Below are 22314 nucleotides of genomic sequence, written 5' to 3'. Positions count from 1 at the left end.
GCTCACACCAGCAGCAATGGTGCTGACTAGTTCATTCACACCTTAACTTTTCCACGTAAAATCCTCGCTTTCTGCATTTCAGATCACGTTATGGTTCATAGCGTAACTCTAAATTGGTAATAAGTGTAAGTGTTATTACCTGTTTTCATTTTTGTTGTTACCAATTGTTTTTCCGTGTTTGCTAATTGGCTTTATCACAAGTTTTTATTTTGTTTTTTATTTTAATCAGTATGTTATGAGCTCTTTATGTTGCCTTTAGCTTCCATTCCCCCTCTTTTAAGCATGAAGCTATATTAAATTGGTTACTTTGTTTTTACCCGGTAATAATTGTTTTTTTACAAATTGGTTGACAATTGGTTCGCTAAATAATACTGTTTTTACAAGCTGATTGGTAAAGTCTGTTTGAAAGAGTGTTTTACCTAACAGTAAAAATTCAGAGTTGCGCCGTATTGAGGGGCAACTTATTAGAGATTTAATAAAGCGAAGCTGTGTCACTGTCACTAAGCTGATTAATAGCGCGGGAATAAGCGCTCAATAATTTAGGAGTTATTCATGTCTAAACCAACTATCGGTTTCATCGGGCTAGGCCTTATGGGCGGCAATATGGTCGAAAATTTACAAAATAGAGGCTATGAGCTGGTTGTAATGGATCTTAATAAAGATGCTGTTGCTAAATGTGTTGAGCGTGGTGCTAAAACAGTCACAACTGCTAAAGAACTCGCTGCATCTACAGACATTGTTATGCTTTGTTTAACAACGTCAGCAATTGTTGAGAAAGTTGTTTATGCAGACGATGGTTTGCTTGCTGGTTTTAAAGCAGGCTCTGTACTCATTGATTTTGGTACATCAATTCCAGCTTCTACCAAGAAAATTGGTGCAGATCTAGCGGCAAAAGGTGTTGGTATGATCGATGCGCCATTGGGTCGTACTCCAGCGCATGCTAAAGATGGCTTGCTAAATATTATGGCTGCGGGTGATCTAGAAACCTTTAATAAAGTGAAGCCTGTGTTAGACGATCAAGGCGAAAATGTGTTTCATTTAGGTGAGCTGGGTGCTGGTCACACAACGAAACTAATCAACAACTTTATGGGTATGACAACTGTGTGCGCTATGTCGCAAGCCTTTGCTGTGGCAGATCGTGCCGGCGTTGATCGTCAGCAGTTATTCGACATCATGTCTACTGGTCCTTCTAACTCACCGTTTATGCATTTCTGTAAAAACTACGCTGTAGATAATGTCAGTGATTTAGGTTTCTCAATTGCTAATGCAAATAAAGATCTTGGTTATTTCCTACAAATGGTTGCTGACCTTGGTACAGAGTCGAAAATTGCTGAAGGTTCATCAGCTAACCTACAAGCTGCATTTGATGCGGGTATGGGTCAAGGTAATGTTCCAGAAATATTTGATTACTTTAAAAAACTAAACAAGTAATTCTTGTAAATTTTAGACGCTAGACACGCTGTTTAGCGTCTAAACACACACATTATAAAAGTTGGTATAGCAGAATCTCTCACTGTGGGTATCTGTTTGATCCAGTAAAAAGAGTTAACTATGCGATTGATAAATTTAACTATAATAAAGCTTAGTCTAATCATCCTAGGTTGTATTTCAACAGCGACAATAGCCAAAGACTACTTTGTTGACAGTAAACAAGCTTACATTGACATTGCCAGTAATTTAAAAGCTGGTGATAAAGTTATTCTGAAAAATGGTACTTGGACCGATTTTGAAATTTTATTGCAAGGCCAAGGTACAGAAAAATCTCCTATACAATTAATTGCAGAAACGAAAGGTAAAGTTATTTTATCTGGGCAGTCTAATTTACGTCTTGCTGGACACTATCTTCATGCGAGCGGTTTGGTATTTAAAAACGGCTATACGCCAACTTCAGCAGTGATTGAGTTTCGTCGTAATAAGAGTGAACTTGCTTATCACTCACGTGTTTCTGAAATAGTTATTGATAATTACAACAATCCTGACAAGCGTGAATCTGATTACTGGGTTGCTTTATATGGCCAACATAACCGTTTTGATCATAACCATTTAGTGGGCAAGCGTAACAAAGGTGTTACGGTAGCCGTGCGCTTAAATAGTGAGCAGAGTCAGCAGAATTATCATCAGATCGATCACAACTACTTTGGTTACAGACCAACTTTTGGCTCTAATGGCGGTGAAACATTACGTATTGGTACAAGTCATTACTCATTAACGGACTCTCATACTTTGGTTGAAAATAATTATTTTGAGCAAACCAATGGTGAAGTCGAAATTATTTCAATTAAATCTGGTAAAAACATCATTCGAAATAATGTGTTTTTTGAAGCGCGTGGCACACTTACCATGCGCCATGGCAACGGTAATTTAATTGAAGAAAACGTATTTTTTGGTAACGGTGTGGAACATACCGGTGGTATTCGTGTTATCAATAAAGATCAAATTATTCGCAATAACTACCTTGAAGGGTTAACAGGCTTTCGTTTTGGCAGTGGTTTTACTGTGATGAATGGTGTGCCTAACTCGTCAATTAACCGTTACCATCAAGTAGAAAACGCACAAATAGAAAATAATACCTTTGTTAACGTGCGTCATATTCAGTTAGCGGCAGGTAGCGATGCTGAGCGCAGCGCTGTGCCAATTAACAGCGTAATGAAAAACAACTTAATTATTAATGAAAACAACCAGCAGCCTTTTACTGTTTTTGACGATGTAAGTGGGATCAAATTCTCTGGTAATGTTGCCAATACTAAGGTGTTGAGCAATGTTAATTATGGCGTTAAGCAACAAGCAGTAGCATTAAAGCGTAACGATGCAGGATTACTGTTACCGACCTCAAATAAAGTAAAAGCGGGCGCAAAAACTGATTTAACGGTTATTAGCAAGGCTGAAACAGGTGTTACTTGGTACCCAAAAGTTCCTGCGATTATTGCTTTTGATTCTGGCAAAACTCATACGGTTAAGGGGTCTGCACAGGCTTTATTAAGCGCTATTGAAAATGCAGCGTCAGGGGATGTGTTAGAACTTGCCGCTGGCCAGTACGATGTGTCTAAACTGGTCATTATCGATAAAGTCCTCACTATCAAAGCAGGCCAACACGCTAAGGTAACACTTACTTTTCAACGCTCCTCACTATTTGAAATTCATGATGGCGGAAGCTTAAAGCTTGATGGGTTATCAATCTCTGGAGAAAGCAGCCCTGACTCTGCTGGCAACAGCGTTGTTAGAACGAAGAAGTGGGGAATGGTTAATAACTATCGTTTAGTAATGATGAATAGTCAGCTCGTTGATTTAGACATTAATCACACCTTTGATTTTTTTACCACGGGTAAAGGTGCACTCGCGGATGAAATAACGCTCATCAATAATAAGTTTAATAAAGTCTCTGGCGACATTTTACGACTTGATAGCGAGATTGAAGATCTAGGGATCTACAATGCTGATTACGTTACGTTTACAGATAATAGCTTCAGTAATGTAAGTGGCAGCTTAATCAAACTTTATCGCGGTGGTACAGACGAGAGTACGTTTGGTCCGCATCTTACGATGACAAATAATACCTTGGCTAATGTAGGGCTTGGAAAACGTAATAAAAGTAATGCTAGTGTTTATCTACATGGTGTGCAAGTTACTAACATAGATAGCAATACGTTTGTTAAATCAGCACCTATTGTGATTGAGCATACGGTGGGTGAGCCAAACACTCTGATCGTTAATAATACCTTCGATAGCACAGAAGAGCCAAGTGTTACTGAGCTTAGAGTTGCAGGGCCGCACACGGCCACGTTAAAAAACAATAAAGTAATTAAGAATTAGTGGAGTGTTGTTGATGTCATTCTCAAGCCTACAAACAAAATTAAAAGCAGGTGTAATGTCAATTGCGCTTGCTGTCACAACGTTTAGTTCTTTAGCTGCGCATCCAAATTTAGTGATCACTGAAGATGATGTTGTCAAAATGCGTGGCGCACTTGATAACAAAGGTTTTTTTAGTGAACGCTATCTCAGTTTAAAAGCGCAAGTTGATCAAGAAATAGCCTTTCCTATCGTTGTCCCTGTGCCAAAAGATGGTGGCGGCGGTTACACTCACGAACGTCATAAGAAAAATTACCAATTGATGTATCGTGCGGGGATCATTTATCAACTTAGCCAAGAACAAAAATACGCTGATTATGTTCGCGATATGTTACTTGAATATGCCACGCTTTACCCAAGTTTAGATGTTCACCCTAAACGTAAAGTAAAATCTCAAAACCCAGGTAAGTTATTTTGGCAAAGCTTGAATGAGGCAATGTGGTTGGTATACACCATTCAAGCGTATGATCTGATCCATGATGCATTGACAGATCAGCAAAGTGCTACCATTGAGAAGCAGCTACTTCGTCCAGTCGCTTTATTCTTATCGGAAGGGCAGCCAACAACCTTCAATAAAGTACATAACCATGGTACGTGGGCTACGGCTGGCGTGGGCATGGCAGGTTACGTTATGAATGAACCTGAGTGGGTTGAAAAAGCGTTATATGATTTAGATAAGTCAGGTGAAGGTGGTTTCTTAAAGCAACTGGATATGTTGTTTTCACCACAAGGTTACTATAACGAAGGCCCATATTATCAACGTTTTGCGTTGCTGCCATTTGTAACTTTTGCACAAGCAATTGCACACAATGAGCCAGAACGAAAAATTGCAGAACACCGTGACGGTGTATTGCTAAAAGCAATTGATACAACCATTCAACTTAGCTACAACGGTTTATTCTTCCCAATTAATGATGCTATTAAGAGTAAAGGCATTGATACCATTGAGCTTGTTCATGGTGTTACGGTTGCGTATAGCTTAACGAATGACACAGGCTACTTAGATATTGCCAAACAACAAGGGCAAATTATTTTATCGGGTGATGGGCTAAAAGTAGCTCAGGCGCTAGATAAAGGCTTAGCAACACCTTACACGTTTAAGTCAGTGGCATTTGGTGACGGTAGTGATGGTAAAGAAGGCGCATTAGTTATTATGCGTAGCCAACTTGATGGTGACCAAGCACTGTTATTTAAGCCAGCAGCACAAGGTTTAGGGCATGGCCATTTCGATAAATTAACATGGCAATTTTATGATAAAGGCGAAGAGATTGTCTCTGACTACGGCGCTGCACGGTTTTTAAATGTTGAAGCTAAGTTCGGTGGTCGCTATCTGCCAGAGAATAATAGCTACGCTAAGCAAACAGTTGCTCATAATACTGTGGTGGTTGATGAAACAAGTCACTTCAATGGTGACGTAGAAGTGGGCAATAAAAATGCGCCAACACTTAATTTCTTTGAAACATCTGAGTACGGCACAGTATCAAGTGGTGAAATTAGCACCGTGTATAAAGGTGTTGAACTTGAACGTACATTAGCGCTAGTGAATCTAAAAGAGTTGAACAGTACTGTCGCTCTGGATTTATTTAGCGTGGCTGCTGATAAATCACATCAACTTGATTTACCGCTACACTATAAAGGGCAGCTTATTGATACCAATTTTAAGCTAAAAGCCAACACTAAACAGTTATCGGCGCTGGGTGACAAAAATGGTTACCAGCATCTTTGGTTAAAAGCCACAGCAAAACCAGAGCAAGGGCTTGCTCGCGTGTCTTGGCTTAACGACAACGGCCGTTTTTACACTTTAACCAGCTTAGTTAAAGGTGATGAAGCCTTCTTATTCACGCAACTAGGTGCCGACGATCCTAACTTTAATTTGCGTAATGAGCATGGTTTTATCCGTCGCGTAACAGATAAAAAGCAGCATCAGTTTATTTCTGTACTTGAACCGCATGGTGAATATAACCCAAGTAAGGAATATACCTTAGTGGCCGAAAGTAGAGTGACAAACTTAATACACTCACAGCAAGGTGAGCTGGTATTTGTTGAGCTGGAAATTGCCGACAAGCACTATTTGATCGCTATTAACAAGGCTGAGCTTGCAAGTAAGAAATCATTTAAATATCAAAATAAATCATATTCATTAAACGGCCGTTTAGGCGTTTATTTGATTAACAACATTTAGGAGTAGTTGCGATGAGCAAGCAAAGTGAGCATTTTACATTTGCCAATGAAGCCGAAATTAAAGACCTAGGTAATGGTTTAAAACGCCAAATGCTAGGCTATAACGAAGAGCTAATGGCGGTAAAAATTTGGTTTGCAGAAGGTGCAATTGGCTATAACCATGCACACCGTCATTCACAAGTTACTTATGTAGTTGAAGGTGAATTTCACTTTAATATTGATGGTGTGACTAAAATTCTAAAGCCAGGCGATAGCTGTTTTATTCCACCGTTTGCCGATCACGGTGCAACGTGTCCTACAGGCGGGATTTTAATTGATACGTTTAGTCCTGCTCGTGAAGATTTTTTAGAGGATGAATAATATGAAACTCCAAGGACTACGTTGGTGGGTGATTGCATTAATTGCACTTGCAACCATCATCAACTACATCGATCGCCAAGCGTTAAGTGTTCTATGGCCTGATATAGTTGAAGAATTATTCCCAGATGAGTCGGCACTTGAACGTAAGCAAATTTATGCCAATATCTCTATTGTGTTTGTATTTGCATACGCATTTGGTCAGGCAATTTTTGGCAAAATATTTGACTGGGTCGGTACACGCTTTGGTTTTGTATTATCAATAGGTGTGTGGTCACTTGCTACTGTCGCTCATGCGTTTGCACAAGGGATACTCAGTTTGAGTATTTTCCGCGCTATTCTTGGTGTTGCTGAAGCTGGTAACTGGCCTGGTGCTGCCAAAGGGAATGCTGAGTGGTTTCCAACTAAAGAGCGTGCTTTAGCACAGGGGATTTTTAACTCTGGAGCTGCGATTGGCGGCATTATTGCTATTCCTCTGATTGCCTATTTGACTGTGTATTTTAGCTGGCAAATGGTTTTTGTGGTTGTGGGCGCAATGGGCTTTTTGTGGTTAGTACCTTGGTTAATATTAGTTAAAGCACCACCAGGCTCTCATCCTTGGCTTACTGAAGAAGAAAAGCACTATATTTTATCTGGCCAACGTCGTGAAATAAATGATGAAGGACAGGAAGAAGAAGAATATAACCCTTCAACCAAAGAACTATTAAGTCGCAAGCAAAGCTGGGGTGTGATCATCGCATCGGCAGCTATTGACCCTATTTGGTGGTTATTCGTGTTCTGGATCCCTATTTATTTAAATGAAGTGTATGGCATGGATGTTAAATCGATAGGTATCTATGGCTGGGTTCCTTATGTTGGTGCAATGTTTGGCGCGTGGTTTGGCGGCTTATTGGCACAAAATCGTTTAAAAGCCGGCTGGAGTACAGATAAAACCCGTAAGCTAACGATTACGCTGGGCTGTTTAATAATGTTGCCTGCATTACTTGCTATGGCAAACCCTGGTGCACCTGTTGTAGCGGTTTTAATTATGGCGGTGATTCTATTTGGTTTCCAAACTGCAATTGGCAATGTGCAGACTTTACCAAGTGATTTATTCGGTAAAAAAGCGGTTGGTACATTGTCAGGTTTCTCTGGAATGGCAGCGAAGCTGGGTGCTGTTGGTTTAACTTCATTAGTGCCTTATTTAACTGCTGGCGGAAACTATACCCCTGCGTTTGTTATTGGTGCTTCATTAGCTATTACCGCAATGCTGGCTGTGTGGATTTTAATTCCAAAAATTGAACCATTAAAAGAACCTAAGTAACGGTTCGTTTAGCGGCAGAGTAACCAATGTCTGCCGCTTACTTACAACAAAGGTAAGTTAAAAAATGAAAAAAATATTCTTTTTAGGTGAGTGTATGGTCGAGCTGAGAGCGGTTGATAATACGACTCTCAACCAAGCATTTGCTGGTGATGTGTATAACTCTGCTGTATACCTAAAACGTTGTTTTAATGAAATTAATTCAGTTATTGTTACTGCGCTGGGTAAAGATGTACTCAGTGAAAAAATGCGACATTGCTTTGCCGCTGAGCAGCTGGGAACGCAATTAGTTTTTGCTCACCCAGAGAAAGTGCCTGGTATGTATTATATCGAAACTGACGAACATGGAGAGCGCAGCTTTAGCTATTGGCGAAGCGATTCTGCAGCGCGTAAAGTTGTAGATTTTTTCAATCCAGCAGTCATTGATGAACTCGCCTCTGGTGACATGTTGTTCTTCTCTGGTATTTCACTTGCCGTGATTGAACCTAGAGCACGAGATATATTTTGGCAAACCGTTCGAGATTTAAAAGCGGCGGGTGTTACAGTAGTTTTTGATCCTAACTATAGAGCAAGGTTGTGGCAATCTGTAGAAGAAACAAAGCAACAATATGAGCTTGCATTTAAGTCTGCTGATATCACTTTGCCGGGTGTTGAAGACTTACAGGTATTGTATGGGGTGAACTCGGTAGACGATGTGTTAGCCCATATGAGTCAATTCGATATCAACGAAATTGTTGTAAAAAATGGCCCCGAATCAGTATTAACCTTGGTTGACGGCCAGCTGCAAAGTCATCAGATCACACCGGTGGAAAATGTAGTTGATACAACATCGGCAGGCGATGCATTTAATGGTGTTTACTTAGGTGCACGATTATCCGGGGCTTGTGTTAGCGATGCTGTAAGTAAAGCTGCCAAAGCCGCCGCCATTGTTATTCAGCAACCTGGCGCAATTACCGCAAAAGATATTTTCAATCGGGCAATGGTTGACTCACAGTAATAGAATTTAAACGAAAAGGCTTCAATGGGGTGCCTTTTCGTCTCAACACATAATAAATATTAAGAGAGATATAGCTATGACTCGCTTTACTGAACTCATGTCGGGACAAACACTTCTTCCTTTAATTCAAGCTGATACTGCTGAGCAAGGCGTTAATATAGCCAAAGCAATGGCTGCTGCAGGATTAGGCTTGGTTGAAGTTGTGCTGCGCACCGATGCATCTTTAGCTGCAATTAAAGCTATAAAAGAAGCTGTACCATCGTTAAAAGTGGGTGCTGGCACAGTGATCAATGCTGAAATTTTACAGCAAGCACTTGACGCAGGTTCTGACTTTATTGTTACACCCGCTGTTTCTCCAACCTTGCTTGCGGCGTTGAAAGAATGCCCTGTACCGGTTGTTCCTGGTGTATCTAATACGGCTGATATTTTACTGGCGTTAGAAGCTGGCTTTACAGAGCAAAAGTTATTTCCGGCTTCACTATCAGGCGGCGCACCATTTTTAAAAGCAGTTTCAACCGTGTTCCAAAGTGTCAGTTTTTGTCCGACTGGCGGCGTAAATGCACAAAATAAACACGAATACCTCGCCTTGGATAATGTCATTGCTGTAGGTGGTACGTGGATAGCACCTAAAGAGTGGGTTGAACAAGAGAATTGGCAGGCGATCACTGATGCCTGTGTTGAGGCGAATAAAGCGTAAGGGTCTATGCAGAATGGGTTATCTACTAGCACAAGTAAAACCAGGAGTCATTGTTGGTGATGATGTCACAAAGGTGTATGAACATGCCCGTGAGCATCAATATGCATTACCTGCAGTTAACGTGATCGGCACATCTTCGATTAATGCCACTTTACAAGCGGCAAAAAAAGTACAGTCCCCCGTTATTATTCAGCTTTCGAACGGTGGCGCCCAGTTTTTTTGTGGCAAAGGCCTTGTTTTACCTGAGCAACAAAGTGCTGTGCTTGGTGCTGTAAGTGCGGCTAAGTATGTTCATACTGTTGCTGAGCATTATGGCGTGCCAGTTATGTTGCATACGGACCATGCAGCGAAAAAGTTACTGCCGTGGATTGATGGCTTGTTAGATGAAGGCGAACGTTACTTTCAGCAAACAGGGAAGCCGCTTTTTAGTTCGCATATGATCGACCTTTCTGAAGAGCCATTAGAAGAAAATATAGCTATTTGTGAACGTTATTTAGCACGTATGGCAAAAATAGGCATGACCTTGGAGATTGAGTTAGGTTGCACAGGTGGTGAGGAAGATGGAGTGGATAACAGCCACCTCGATAGTTCTTCTCTTTATACACAACCAGAAGAAGTTGCCTATGCATATGAAAAATTAAGAAAAATTAGCCCTAATTTTATTATTGCAGCTTCATTTGGCAACGTTCATGGTGTTTATAAGCCCGGTAACGTTGTGTTGACCCCTAGCATTTTGAAAGACTCCCAAGCTTATGTTTCACAGAAGTTTGGTTTACCGCACAATAGTTTAAATTTTGTTTTCCATGGTGGCAGTGGCTCAGAGCAAGATAAAATTGCAGAGTCACTAACCTATGGCGTAGTGAAAATGAACATTGATACCGATACGCAATGGGCGTGTTGGGATGGTGTGCTGAATTACTATCAAAACAATAAAGAGTACTTACAGGGACAAATAGGTAACCCTGATGGTGACGATAAGCCGAACAAAAAATATTATGATCCGCGAGTTTGGCTAAGTCACGCAGAGCAAAACATGACGATGCGATTATTGCAGTGTTTTACTGATCTTAATTGTGTTAACAGGTACTCATCATGAAACGACTAATTCCAGTGTTAAAAAGCGATGGTGTGGAAACCGATTTAATTATGTTGATCCGCACCATTTTAGCGACCAGTAAAGAAATCGCATTTCGAGTAAGCCAAGGTGAGCTCGCTGGGGTTTTAGGATCGACTTTGGATGAAAATATCCAAGGTGAGGTACAAAAAAAGCTTGATGTGATCGCCAATCAGTTACTTAAAGATATGTTACTTGAGGAAGACTGTGTGGCAGCAGTTGCATCTGAAGAAGAAGATCATGCTGTTCCTGGTAACCCTGCTGGTCGGTATATTGTCGCGTTTGATCCGCTAGATGGTTCCTCCAACATTGATATAAATGGTCAGATAGGGACTATTTTTACTATTTACGAAAAACGTGATGATGTGCCTTATGACAGTGATGAGCAGTTTGTGCAAGCAGGTAGCAAGCAGTTATGTGCAGGTTATGTACTGTACGGTCCTGCTACCTTACTAGTGATGAGTACCGGCGGCCCAACTCGTTGTTACACGTTGGACTTAACTCACGGTGGGTTTTTACTAACAACAGAAAAAATGTCAGTCGCACCCGATAGTAAAGAATTTGCAGTCAATATGGCGAATTACCGCTATTGGCATGAAACGATCCAGGCTTACTTTGATAAAGTGCTCTACGCAGGCCCTGAGTTTGAAAAAAGCTCAATGCGATGGAGTGCAGCTATGGTGGGGGATGTTCATCGAATCTTATCAAGAGGCGGTACATTTCTTTACCCTGAAGATAAACGACAAGGTAATGAAAATGGCAAAATAAGATTGCTTTATGAAGCCAACCCTTTGTCGATGTTGATTGAAAACGCCGGTGGGCAAGCGAGCTCTCGCGGTCAGCGAATTTTAACCATAGAGCCGACTAGCCTTCATCAGCGTGTACCCGTTGTAATGGGCTCACCTGCGAGTGTGAGTGTTTTCAATAACGCTGTTTTTGAGCAATAACAAAAGCAGCTTATCCGCGCGGAGAATACAATGATAAAACACAATATATTTCTGCCTGCATTAACATTATTAGCGACGGTTGCGTGGCATTGTGGTGTGAATGCACAACAGCAAGCAGCTGCTATTCCACAATCGCACCAGCAATTAACTGCAGGTGTATTGTTAGGTGATTTCACTAAGTTAGATGCAAGTAAAACACCAAGCGAAAACTTTGATTTACTTAATTGGTATTTAACTTTACCCACAGATCTTAATAAAGATCAAAAAGCAGATATCGTTTGGGAAAAGCCATTAAGTGATGGTTTTAAACTAGAGCCATTATTTTACACGGCTGCAGATGGTGGAATGGTATTTGCCTGTCCTAACCAAGGTGCCAAAACCTCTAAAAACACTAAGTATGCCCGTACTGAATTACGTGAAATGCTCAGACGAGGTAACACGCGAGTAAAAACTCAAGGGATCACGGAAAATAATTGGGTATTTAGTTCAGCTCATAGCTCAGTAAAAAGAAAAGCTGGGGCAGTCGAAGGCAGCTTGGAAGCAACGCTCGCAGTTAACCGTGTATCTGTAACCGGAGACATAAAAAAAGTAGGGCGCGTTATTATTGGTCAAATACATGCGACTGATGATGAACCAATCCGCTTATACTATCGTAAGCTACCTGATAATGAGCATGGTGCTATTTATTTTGCTCATGAGATCAACGACGGCGATGATGTATGGGTAGATCTTGTTGGTAGCCGCTCCCATACTTTGGCTGATCCCACTGATGGTATTAAATTAAATGAAAAGTTTAGTTATAAAATTACTGTGGAAAATGATGTTTTGTTTGTAACCTTGATCCGTCAAGGAAAGCCTAACATTACTAAATCTATGGATATGAGTGATAGCGGTTATAGCAAAAACAATCAATATATGTACTTTAAAGCCGGTGTTTATAACCAAAACAACACAGGCAACCCCCAAGATTATGTTCAAGCTACTTTTTATCATTTAAGTAACCAACACTAAAAGCCCTCCAAAAGGTAAACAAAGTACAGAGTGCGCTGTTTACCTTTTAGCTCCCCGTTCAAAAAGCGTTTTATCCCATTATTAAAATTACATTCTGGTTAATATTAATTGGTAATAACAGTGTGCTTACCTTGTTGGTGAGTTGTCACTGCTTATTGGTCATACCCGATGTTGTAGTGGTTTTCTGACTTTTAGCAGTGGTGTGAATTAAATGTTATGTTTTTTGAGCGGATATAGTGGTAAATTCTTTTCGATTATGGTTATATTACCAAACAAGTTAACAATTCATTATAAAATTGACTTTTTGGTAATAATTTTAAGCTGTATTTTGGTAATAACACACAATAACTATTAGAGATTAAACCATGAATTTGGAGAATAGAGCCATATGAACTTAAAAAACTTTGCACTTTGTGCCGTCGCGCTGGCAATTGTAGGTTGTAATTCAGACTCGAAAAATAATGATAACACTTTGGGCTCTATTGCTCTAACTGGTACTCCCCTGTCTGGCGAAACGTTAAACACGTCTGTTACTGATGCTGATGGTATCTCAGGAGATATCAATTATTACTGGTATGCAGATGGTCAATTAATTGCAGGTGCGAACAGCGCATCATTCACACTTACTGATGAACAAGTTGGCTTTGCGATTTCAGCTCAGGCAAGCTACACCGATAATGGCGGCACGAATGAATCGCGCGTTAGTAACGCTACCGCAGAGGTTGCCGCAATTGCTTATGATGCAGCAGTCGCCATTACTGGTAATGCATTGATTGGTTCTACCCTTACAGCCACAGTCAGTGATCAAAACGGTTTTGATAGTGAAACCGTTGCTTATGCTTGGTTTGCTGATGGTGTGCAAATTGATGGCGAAGTATTACCTGAGCTGGTATTAACTGAAGCACATGTCGGTGCCGTGATCACGGTAACTGCAACATTTGTAGATGATCGTGGGTTTAGTGAGTCAGCAACGTCTGCTGCTACCAGCGCGGTTGAGCGAGTTAACGCTCAAGGAATGGTAACAATTAATGGCACACCCACTATTGGTAATACAATGGTTGCAGTAGTTAGCGATGAAGACGGTGCAAGTGGCACAATCACTTACCAATGGTTAGCGGATGATGTTGCTATTAGTGGTGAAACTGCAAGCGAATATATTGTTTCACTAGCGCAATTAGGCCAAGTCATTACGGTAAAAGTTAGCTATACCGATGACAATGGTTTTACAGAAGAAAATATCTCGGCAGCGACATTAGCGGTATCGGAAGAAGCGGTTAATATCGATGGTACGCTCAATATTATTGGTTCTGCGCCATATTTATCAAACGCCGTGTTAACTGCAGAATTGGTTGAGCAAAATGGTTTTGATGAAGCGGGTGTCACTTATACATGGGCCGCTGACGGTGTTGAGATTGCCAACAGTAACAGTAAAACGTTTACACCTACGGATTATGCAGGAGCGATAATATCTGTAACTGCAAGCTATACTGATAATGATGGCTACCCAGAAACAGTGACTGGCTCACTTGACTCATTAGTTTATACACAAGTGGTTAATAACGCTGATGAGTTGGCTACCGCATTAAATGGTGTGGTAGCGGGGTCAGTGATTGGTTTGAACTCAAATCAATACGCCGATCCAGCTGAAATACTATTAACAAACGCTGTTACTATTCGTGCTGTTGAAGGGCAAACACCGGTTATTTTAGGTGAAGCGTGTATCCATGTAGCTGCGGGAGTTGATGGTGCCGCTGTGACTGGCCTTACTTTTAAAAACATAGATACGAAAGCAAGTTCATTTTGTTCCAATGAAGAAAATGCGGTTATCTATTCAGAAGGAGATAACTTTGTTTTCTCTGAAAACACCATGGATGGCGACCAAGCTGATTTAAATAAAACTGATTATCATTGGCTGGTGTTAAAAGGTAATTCAGCACTCGTAGAGCGCAACACCTTTAGTAATCGTAATAATGCGGCAAAAGGGTCAGTGATTAAAATGGCTTCATCGAGTGCTAATCACCTTGTACAGTACAATTTGTTTGGTGAGAGTATTAACCCTAATTATGCTGATTCTAGCTTATTATTGTTAAATGTAGGTAGTACCACAGGTACTGATGCAGCTGATACAGCAAATTTCACTATTCAATATAATCGTATTGATAACTTTGTATCTGGCCGACGTTTAATGCGTGTGCAAACATCTGGCGCGAAAATTCACGGTAATACAATTATCAACCCTAACGGCGCAATTTCGTTAGAAGACGGTGCATTTAATACCGTAAGCGATAACATTATCATTCGCACTACAGATGTTAAAGATAGTAATGATCGTCCTAGTGGTGTGTTAGTAACACCTTTAGGTCATAAAATTACTAATAACTATATTGCGGGTATTCGTGCTGATGGTAAAGAAACAGGAGGCATTGTATTTACACCAAACCCATTCTCACAAGCTACGGGTGGTGTGCCAAATTCGGGCAACCAAGCAATTCTTGATGGCTCAGGTGATTTTACGCTTTCTGTAAAAAATAACACTGTGCTTAACTCTATCCAACCTATTGTGTTTAGTACTGAAGTAGGCTCTAAAGCGGGGGTTGGCGACTGTGATGAACTAACTCCTGATAACAATGCCGTACTTTATGGCTTAACAAAGAACTTCTTTAAAATTAATTTTGACGCTAACTTAATTGCTAATGGTGTTGGTGAAAAAGACAATTCACTAGCAACAAGCCAAGGTTACTTTCTAAACTTTGATTATGCTTCTTCACCTAGCGCCCATGCTTTTGAATATGATTGTGACTTAATTAATCACACCGTTTCTAACTTCTCAAATAACTATGGTTTCACAGATAGTTATGCATCTGGTGATGTTGAAGATGACTTCTGGGTAGATTTTAGAAAAGAAAATGGCAATGGTAATTTTGATTCTGATGGTGCCGTTGACCAAGACCCAGCAGCCAACGGTAAAGAAGTGCCCGCACTTATCACCGCAGATAATACATTAACTGAAACAGATCTTAGTGGTGCTCAAGCAATCGCTGGTGCTAAAGGCCTACACTATATTCAAGCCTCAGAAGTGGGTGTTGGTTCTACTTGGAAAGTACAACCTGAGTAAGTACCGCACTTATTTTTAGACAACATAAAAAGGTAGCGACAAGCTACCTTATATAATAACAACGGAGATCTCGACATGTCGTTGAACAAAGAACACACAAAGATTACTGAATTACATATACAGGAACGCACTCGGTTTGCACTGCGTCCTGTTGCTAAGTTAGTTAAAGCCACTATGTTTGCCGGTGTGGCAGGTTCGCTTGCATTTAGCGCTCATGCACAGGAAGCGCCTGCACAAAACGTGGCGGCTGAAGATGATGGCATTGAAATTATTAGTGTAACGGGTTCACGTAGAACGATTCAAAATCAAATCGCGATTAAACGTGAAGCAACGACTGTAGTAGATGGTCTGTCTGCTGATGACATTGGTGATTTACCAGCGCTTTCTATCGGTGAAGCACTTGAGTCAATCACAGGGGCTGCATCACACCGTGAAAATGGTGGTGCGACTGAAATTACGATTCGTGGTTTAGGCCCATTCTTAAGCGCAACGCATATTAACGGTCGTGAAGCGACAAATGGTAGTGGTGATCGCTCAGTAAACTTCTCACAGTTTCCATCAGAGTTAGTTAAAAAAATAGCGATTTATAAGACCCAAGATGCATCAATGATTGAAGGCGGTGTAGCGGGTGTTATTGCACTTGAGACAGTTCAGCCACTTGATTTTGGTAAGCAGCGCATTCAAGGTGAAGTTAAAGTCAACTACAACCCTGATGAAAGTAATGTTGAGAACTCATTACAAAGTGATGTGGGCTTTCGCGGTACTTTTAGTTATGTAGATCAGTTTGAGTTTGATAATGGCCAAGCTGTAGGTGTGTCGTTTGGCGTGCAGCGTCAAGACATCAGTCAACCAGAAGCGGAATACAGAAGTTCAAGCCCAACTGGCTCTTCATTATGGGCGTGTTTAAACGATCCAACCAATACCAATGAAGGTTTCTATCGCAGTAGTGCTGGTGATTGTGAAGACCAAGTTGCTGGAGAAAAATTAACAAATCAAGGTTATCAGACTGCGATTGATCCAGATACAGGAAAAGCTCAAAGCGATGGTACACCTTACGCGTGGACCGGCAGTAGCCGCAGTTTCCGTCAAAATGAAACATCAGACGAACGTGATGCAATCTTTATGGCGGTACAATACCAACCTTCAGATGTATTGGATATCAACTTAGATGCGCAGATTTCTGATAGAACTCAAGCAGAAGCTCGCCATGATTTACTTTTCTTACAAAAACGTGCGACACCTGGCATCACCGGCCCTTCATTGGTGACTAACCAAGCAGGTGGTATTTTACATTGGGAAGGTGAAGAGCGAATTGAATCTGCAGGCGAGCAATTTTCTCGTGAAGAAAATTACCGTGGCTATGGCTTGAATGTAGATTATCAAGCGACAGATAACCTAAATTTAAATTTTGATGTTTCTTACTCACAAACTAAGCGTGAAGAGTTGCAAATTTCAAACCGTGGTAGAACTGTTGACCGCCCATTCTTTAGCTGGGATATGGGAGAGCATATTCCACACTTTACACTTACTGATTTTGATGTAACGGATATTTCAAATTATACCGATAGCCTACGTACACGTCTTGACCGCGAAAATGCGCGTGAAAATGAAGTTATCGGTGCACGCGTTGATTTTGAATACACATTAGGTGGCGACGTATTTACCAGTATCCAAGGTGGTGTAAGAACCTCAGAGCTGACGTTTGTGCAATATGGTGGTAATCAAGGTAATGGTTCTCGTACTGAATATACACTGGATGAGAGTGTGACGCCTGCGTTAGATGTACTACAAAGCTGCCAAATTGATTTCCCTGAATCAGGCTTTTTATCAAGTGTGTCAGATGGTGATATCCTGACTCATGTAGATAGCGATGGTAACGTAGTTGCTAGCGGCACAGGTTCATCATGGGCAACCTATGACAATGTCTGTTTTTCACAAGCACTGGCAGCATCTAATGGCGGTGCGTTTGCTTACCCAGAACTTGAGTATGAAAATGCAGGTACTATTGATGTAACAGAAAAAACCACCTCAGTTTACTTAATGGCGAATTATGACACTGAAATGTTCGGCAAATATATTCGTGGTAACTTTGGTGTGCGTGTAGTTGATACTGATGTTACATCATTAGGTTTTAGAAACACCTTTGAAGTAGTTACGAATGAAGATGGTTCATTGACACTCGTGCCTGGTGAATCGCTTGAGCAAATTGAAGGCGGTGGTGGTTACACTGAAGTACTACCCAGCTTCAACCTTGTAGTCGATTACAGTGAAGACATTTTATTACGTGGTGGTATATACCGTGGTATGTCTCGTCCTGATCCAGCGAACTTAGGTTATAGCCGTACTTTCCAAACGGATGAAGAATCGGCACCAACATCACTTGGTGACTTATTCGTAGGTGTAAATGGTTCTGGTAACCCTAACACGCAACCGTTAATGTCTTGGAACTACGATGCTGCTTTTGAATGGTATCCTAATGAAGATGCTATCTTCGCCTTTGGTGTTTACTATAAACAATTCCAAGGTGGATTCCAGCAACAAACGGTATTAGAAGACTTTATCGTTGGCGGGCAAACGGTAACATTGCCAATTACTAACTCTGTAACCACAGATGAAGAAAGTGACCTATTTGGTATTGAAACCTCAATCACCTATCGTTGGGATAGCGGTATTGGTATTAAGCTTGGTTATAACTATGCTGATACAGACATGGAGTATGAAGACAGTTTATATGGTGATACTTACGTTACTGACTTAGATGGTAATACAACTCAGCTAACAGCTGGTATTGTATCACCTGCATCGGTACCTGGTTTCTCAAAGCATGTACTGAGCAGCCAGTTGTATTATCAAATTGGCGATTTCGATACAGCGATTATCTATAAATATCGTAGTGAGTATTTCCAACCTTACACGAGTAACTCAACCCGTTTACGTTATGTTGATGCGGTTGGTGTATGGGAAGCGCGTGCATCATATAAAGTTAATGAACATGTACGAGTTAAACTCGAAGCAATTAACTTATTTAGCCAGCCTAAATCTCAAGATTACTTTACTGAAGGTAACCTAGGTGAAGTTAATGATTATGGCCCTCGCTTATTTGCAGGGGTATCTTTCAAGTTTTAATTAGTTGAAAGTAAACAAAAAAGGCGGGCAACCGCCTTTTTTTACAACTAGAAATAATTGGTTAGCCAATTTATGTTGTGAAGCCTTTATAACCGCTACATTAGTCTTATAACATAAAACTTTTCCTGCTCCACAAAAAAACAAATCCTAATTTGATGTTAATAATCAATTGGTTATTAAAGGTTTTTGTTAGCCTGTATTATTGGTAATAACAATTGGTTGATGTTTTTTTAAAATGTTATTACCAAAGGGGTTGATCTTTTTTCATTCAGGTGTAATTATTTGGTTAACCTTTTGTGAAGGCAAACGGTAACAAGACAACAAGTAAATAAACATAGCATTCGATCACACAGGAAAAACTATGAAGCACAAATTATCTAGCGTTACATTAGCGATACTTTCAGCTACGGCATTAAATGTTGCATCAGCACAAGAAACAGAAAAACAAGTTGCAGATGATGTCGAAATAATTGAAGTATCAGGGATTAGACAATCACTCACCAATGCTTTGGCAGAGAAGCGTTCAGCAGATAGCCTTGTTGAAGTTATTCAAGCTGTTGATATTGGTAAAATGCCAGATCAAAACTTAGCAGAGGTATTAGAAAACATTACAGGCGTACAGATCACCCGTGAAGCGGGTGTTGGTACAGGCGTTCAAATTCGTGGTACTAATGCCAATCGTACAGAAATAAATGGGGTATCGACTGTTGGTTCAGGTTCAGGACGTACTGGTATTAGTTTTGAAGATGTTTCTGCATCGATGATCTCTGCTGTTGAGGTGATTAAATCACCACAAGCAAAGACAATCGAAGGCTCTGTTGGTGGAACTATTAATTTACGTACAATTCGCCCACTGCAGTTAGATGACACGCTAGGATCGTTTCGTATTCAAGGTGAAGATAGCAGCTTATCAACTGATGGTATTAAACCGCGTGTATCAGCCGCGTGGGGAGATAACTGGGAATTAGACTCAGGTGGTGAATTTGGTGTGGTATTGAGTGCCAGCTACGCCGAGCAAGATGTAACCGCATTTCGCCCACGTGCAGACCGCGACAATGTTGTAGCAGCTGATAGTGGTGCGGCAAGTGCACAATCTTTCGATTTCTTACCAATCCAATTTTTGATTCAAGATTATGATAACTATGAATCAGAAACCATGAACTTTGCAGGTAGCTTAGAGTGGGCGCCGACTAGTAATACAAAATTCTTTTTTGATGCCGTAGTGAATGACCAAGACCGCCGTCAAGAGAGCTCGCGTGTGCAAGCATCAGGCGTAAGTGATTTACGCAATGTATCTGTGCCAACTGAGTTTGAAGATGTTAATTTTGGTGTCTTAGATGGTCAAGACTTAGGCAGCATAAAAGCGGCATTAAAAGGTGTGATCCCAGTTGAAGATGGTGGTGGTGATGCTAACTTACGTTTTTCAAGTGACACAAACTCACGCCAAACAGATAGCCAAATATTTAGACTTGGTGGTGAGTGGCAAGGCGATGACTTACTATTTAGCGTAGAAGCTTCAACTTCTCGTTCTAATTCAACAACACCGAGTTTCAACACAACATTAAACTTTATTAACCCTAATGTTGCTGTGAACGATTCGAATGAAAATGGTACACCATTTGAGTATGACTTAAGTGGCGGGGCATTGGCGTTTGGTATTGCTCAAAGTGAAGCAAATGCACCAACAAGTGCTCAGCTTTTAGACCCAGCTAATGTTGTATTACGTGATGTTAACCAAGGACGTGATACCACAGAAAACCAAGAAGATGCATTCAGAGCTGATTTTACTTATTATTTTGATGAGCTTATTAGATCTGTTGACTTTGGTTATCGCTATAACAAGTCAAGCAGCACATCAGACCAAATTCGTGATAATGTTGGTTTGAGAAGTATGGCTGAGAGCCCAACGGGTGACTTATTTGCAGAACTATTGGTAGCGGGTCCTGATAACTTTAATGCTGCAGATGGTCGTTCTTTATTTATTAAAGACTTCTTATTAGTGAATCCTGAGCTGGCCGGCTCTAACCCTGATTATGTGCTTGATGTATTAAACGATGCAATCGTTGCTAACAATGCCATCACAGGCTCTGATCGTGCACCAATCAGTTCACCTACATCACAAGTTAGTGCGTTCTTTGATATTGAAGAGACTACACATGCATTATACGCACAGGCAAACTTTGAATATGAAATGTTCCGCGGTAACTTTGGTGTACGTTACTTACAAACAGATATCACCTCTACTGGTAATTCAGTAACAATTGATGGCAATGGCGATCAAGTCGTTTCGCAAATTGTGTCTGAGGCTGATTATGATTTCTTATTACCACGTATAAATATTATTGCTGACGTTGCTGAAGACTTAATTGTTCGCCTTGGTTGGTCAAAAGATATTCGTCGTCCTGATTACGATGACCTATCTACCTCAGTTTCATATAGCACAAGCCCAAATACAGCGGTAGCTATTGGTAATCCGGGTTTAGAGCCAGAAGAAGTAACTTCATTTGATATCTCTACTGAATGGTATTTCGCACCATCAGCATTAGTGAGTGTAGGCTATTTCCATAAAAAACGTGAAGACTTACATGTAACTAAGCAAGTTGACCCATACGAAGATCCAGCGACGGGTTTCCGCGACACCACAGGTCCTGCTTGTGAAGGTGGTGGTACATTTAACCCTATTGCCGATATCAATGTATTTGGTCCTGAGCCTGGTGTAGGTGTATGTGTACCAACACAAACAACCGTGAATGATTCAGATACTCGTACACAACAAGGTATTGAACTTGCGTTTCAGTATGATTTATCGAGCTTTGAGAGCGACTTAGGTTGGGCATCTGGATTTGGTGTAATGGCAAATTATACGTATCAAGAGTCATCAGGTGGTGAAGCAATTGATAATGCGATAAGCCGTGCTAATGCAGTATTCGCACTGACTACAGGTATCTCAGACATTGAAGTTTCAGCTAAACAACCGTTGATAGATTTATCTGAAAATGCCTATAACTTTACTTTGTACTATGAAAAATATGGTTTCTCAGCGCGTGCACGTTATACATGGCGTGAAGGTTATCGCTCAGAAGACTTCGGTAGTACATCAAGTTACCCATGGGGTTTCCCAGTGGTACAAGAAGACCGTGGGCAGCTGAATGCGAGTGTGAGCTACGATGTTAATGATCAGCTCAATATTGGTGTTGAAGCAGTTAACTTAACTGAATCAGAAGTAAGCCAGTCTTGTGTAAATGGTGGTTCGCTATTGTGTTACCAAGGTTTAACTGACCGCCGTATCACCTTTGGTGTGAGCTACCGTTTTTAAAAACAGTGTGTGAGAGTATCAATTAGGATAATTGATATTAAAGCAAGCCTTTATTAAGGCTTGCTTTTTTTTGTTCTCAGCCCTAAACCACTTTTTAATCTATTAAGTTACTGAACAGTTATAGCAACACAAGTTGCTAGGTATTACTGTCGCACAATGATTTATACCAATCGACTTAAATATTTAACCATTCTAGCGGGCTAAATAAAGCGCTAACTGCGTTATAAATTTTTCATGTAGAACAACTACATGTCAAAATTTATGCCTTGTTATCACTCCATTTATCTGTCGCTATAAATTGTCATTA

The 22314-nt window shown here is 40.6% G+C and carries 13 protein-coding genes; all 13 read left to right on the top strand.

The genetic code is table 11. The features are described 5' to 3' along the window. Positions 1–552: 552 nt before the first annotated feature. The 13 genes from CWB85_RS09975 (at position 553) to CWB85_RS09915 (ending at position 22007) form a co-directional block, all read left to right on the top strand. A complete protein-coding gene (locus tag CWB85_RS09975; protein ID WP_016706362.1) occupies positions 553–1431 on the top strand; it encodes an NAD(P)-dependent oxidoreductase in 879 nt (292 codons plus the stop codon). Between the two features lie 120 nt (positions 1432–1551). Continuing rightward, the gene (locus CWB85_RS09970; RefSeq protein WP_016706361.1) at positions 1552–3810 is read left to right on the top strand and encodes a polysaccharide lyase 6 family protein; all 2259 of its coding nucleotides are present in this window, start codon (positions 1552–1554) and stop codon (positions 3808–3810) included. 55 nt (positions 3811–3865) lie between these two features. Beyond that, the gene (locus CWB85_RS09965; protein WP_374954825.1) at positions 3866–6028 is read left to right on the top strand and encodes a heparinase II/III domain-containing protein; all 2163 of its coding nucleotides are present in this window, start codon (positions 3866–3868) and stop codon (positions 6026–6028) included. An 11-nt stretch (positions 6029–6039) separates the two neighbouring features. Then, complete coding sequence (locus tag CWB85_RS09960) at positions 6040–6387, top strand: cupin domain-containing protein (protein WP_016706359.1); 348 nt, start codon at positions 6040–6042, stop codon at positions 6385–6387. Between the two features lies 1 nt (position 6388). Continuing rightward, positions 6389–7687: an MFS transporter gene (locus CWB85_RS09955; RefSeq protein WP_016706358.1), complete on the top strand. Its 1299-nt coding sequence runs from the start codon at positions 6389–6391 to the stop codon at positions 7685–7687. A gap of 64 nt (positions 7688–7751) precedes the next feature. Then, positions 7752–8681 carry a sugar kinase gene (locus tag CWB85_RS09950; protein ID WP_138554780.1) on the top strand — a complete coding sequence of 310 codons (930 nt, stop codon included), beginning with the start codon at positions 7752–7754 and terminating at the stop codon, positions 8679–8681. A 76-nt stretch (positions 8682–8757) separates the two neighbouring features. Continuing rightward, on the top strand, positions 8758–9378 hold the full coding sequence (eda, locus tag CWB85_RS09945) for a bifunctional 4-hydroxy-2-oxoglutarate aldolase/2-dehydro-3-deoxy-phosphogluconate aldolase (protein ID WP_016706356.1): 621 nt from the start codon (positions 8758–8760) through the stop codon (positions 9376–9378). Between the two features lie 13 nt (positions 9379–9391). After that, positions 9392–10474: a class II fructose-bisphosphate aldolase gene (fbaA, locus tag CWB85_RS09940; protein WP_016706355.1), complete on the top strand. Its 1083-nt coding sequence runs from the start codon at positions 9392–9394 to the stop codon at positions 10472–10474. After that, the gene (locus CWB85_RS09935) at positions 10471–11439 is read left to right on the top strand and encodes a class 1 fructose-bisphosphatase (RefSeq protein WP_138554779.1); all 969 of its coding nucleotides are present in this window, start codon (positions 10471–10473) and stop codon (positions 11437–11439) included. Before fbaA ends, CWB85_RS09935 begins: the two co-directional genes overlap by 4 nt. 30 nt (positions 11440–11469) lie before the next feature. Further along, the gene (locus CWB85_RS09930; RefSeq protein WP_016706353.1) at positions 11470–12450 is read left to right on the top strand and encodes a polysaccharide lyase family 7 protein; all 981 of its coding nucleotides are present in this window, start codon (positions 11470–11472) and stop codon (positions 12448–12450) included. Positions 12451–12838: 388 nt separating this feature from the next. Beyond that, positions 12839–15565, top strand: coding sequence for a poly(beta-D-mannuronate) lyase (locus tag CWB85_RS09925; RefSeq protein WP_138554778.1), 2727 nt, complete (start codon positions 12839–12841; stop codon positions 15563–15565). A gap of 75 nt (positions 15566–15640) precedes the next feature. Continuing rightward, complete coding sequence (locus tag CWB85_RS09920; RefSeq protein ID WP_138554777.1) at positions 15641–18691, top strand: TonB-dependent receptor; 3051 nt, start codon at positions 15641–15643, stop codon at positions 18689–18691. Positions 18692–19052: 361 nt separating this feature from the next. Beyond that, positions 19053–22007 (top strand): TonB-dependent receptor, encoded by a 2955-nt coding sequence (locus tag CWB85_RS09915; RefSeq protein WP_138554776.1) that lies wholly within the window; start codon positions 19053–19055, stop codon positions 22005–22007. Positions 22008–22314 lie beyond the last annotated feature (307 nt).

The organism is Pseudoalteromonas sp. S1727 (genome assembly GCF_005886375.1).
GTDB classification, from domain to species: Bacteria; Pseudomonadota; Gammaproteobacteria; order Enterobacterales; family Alteromonadaceae; genus Pseudoalteromonas; species Pseudoalteromonas haloplanktis.
Note: the sequence above shows the minus strand (reverse complement) of the source record. Positions and strands in the feature narration are given on the sequence as shown.

What these genes read in the sequence shown, in the direction of transcription:
- fbaA (WP_016706355.1), top strand. Translation starts at nt 9,392, where the DNA reads ATGGGTTATCTACTAGCACAAGTAAAACCAGGAGTCATTGTTGGTGAT.
- CWB85_RS09965 (WP_374954825.1), top strand. Translation starts at nt 3,866, where the DNA reads ATGTCAATTGCGCTTGCTGTCACAACGTTTAGTTCTTTAGCTGCGCAT.
- CWB85_RS09925 (WP_138554778.1), top strand. Translation starts at nt 12,839, where the DNA reads ATGAACTTAAAAAACTTTGCACTTTGTGCCGTCGCGCTGGCAATTGTA.
- CWB85_RS09930 (WP_016706353.1), top strand. Translation starts at nt 11,470, where the DNA reads ATGATAAAACACAATATATTTCTGCCTGCATTAACATTATTAGCGACG.
- CWB85_RS09955 (WP_016706358.1), top strand. Translation starts at nt 6,389, where the DNA reads ATGAAACTCCAAGGACTACGTTGGTGGGTGATTGCATTAATTGCACTT.
- CWB85_RS09950 (WP_138554780.1), top strand. Translation starts at nt 7,752, where the DNA reads ATGAAAAAAATATTCTTTTTAGGTGAGTGTATGGTCGAGCTGAGAGCG.
- CWB85_RS09920 (WP_138554777.1), top strand. Translation starts at nt 15,641, where the DNA reads ATGTCGTTGAACAAAGAACACACAAAGATTACTGAATTACATATACAG.
- eda (WP_016706356.1), top strand. Translation starts at nt 8,758, where the DNA reads ATGACTCGCTTTACTGAACTCATGTCGGGACAAACACTTCTTCCTTTA.
- CWB85_RS09970 (WP_016706361.1), top strand. Translation starts at nt 1,552, where the DNA reads ATGCGATTGATAAATTTAACTATAATAAAGCTTAGTCTAATCATCCTA.
- CWB85_RS09915 (WP_138554776.1), top strand. Translation starts at nt 19,053, where the DNA reads ATGAAGCACAAATTATCTAGCGTTACATTAGCGATACTTTCAGCTACG.
- CWB85_RS09935 (WP_138554779.1), top strand. Translation starts at nt 10,471, where the DNA reads ATGAAACGACTAATTCCAGTGTTAAAAAGCGATGGTGTGGAAACCGAT.
- CWB85_RS09975 (WP_016706362.1), top strand. Translation starts at nt 553, where the DNA reads ATGTCTAAACCAACTATCGGTTTCATCGGGCTAGGCCTTATGGGCGGC.
- CWB85_RS09960 (WP_016706359.1), top strand. Translation starts at nt 6,040, where the DNA reads ATGAGCAAGCAAAGTGAGCATTTTACATTTGCCAATGAAGCCGAAATT.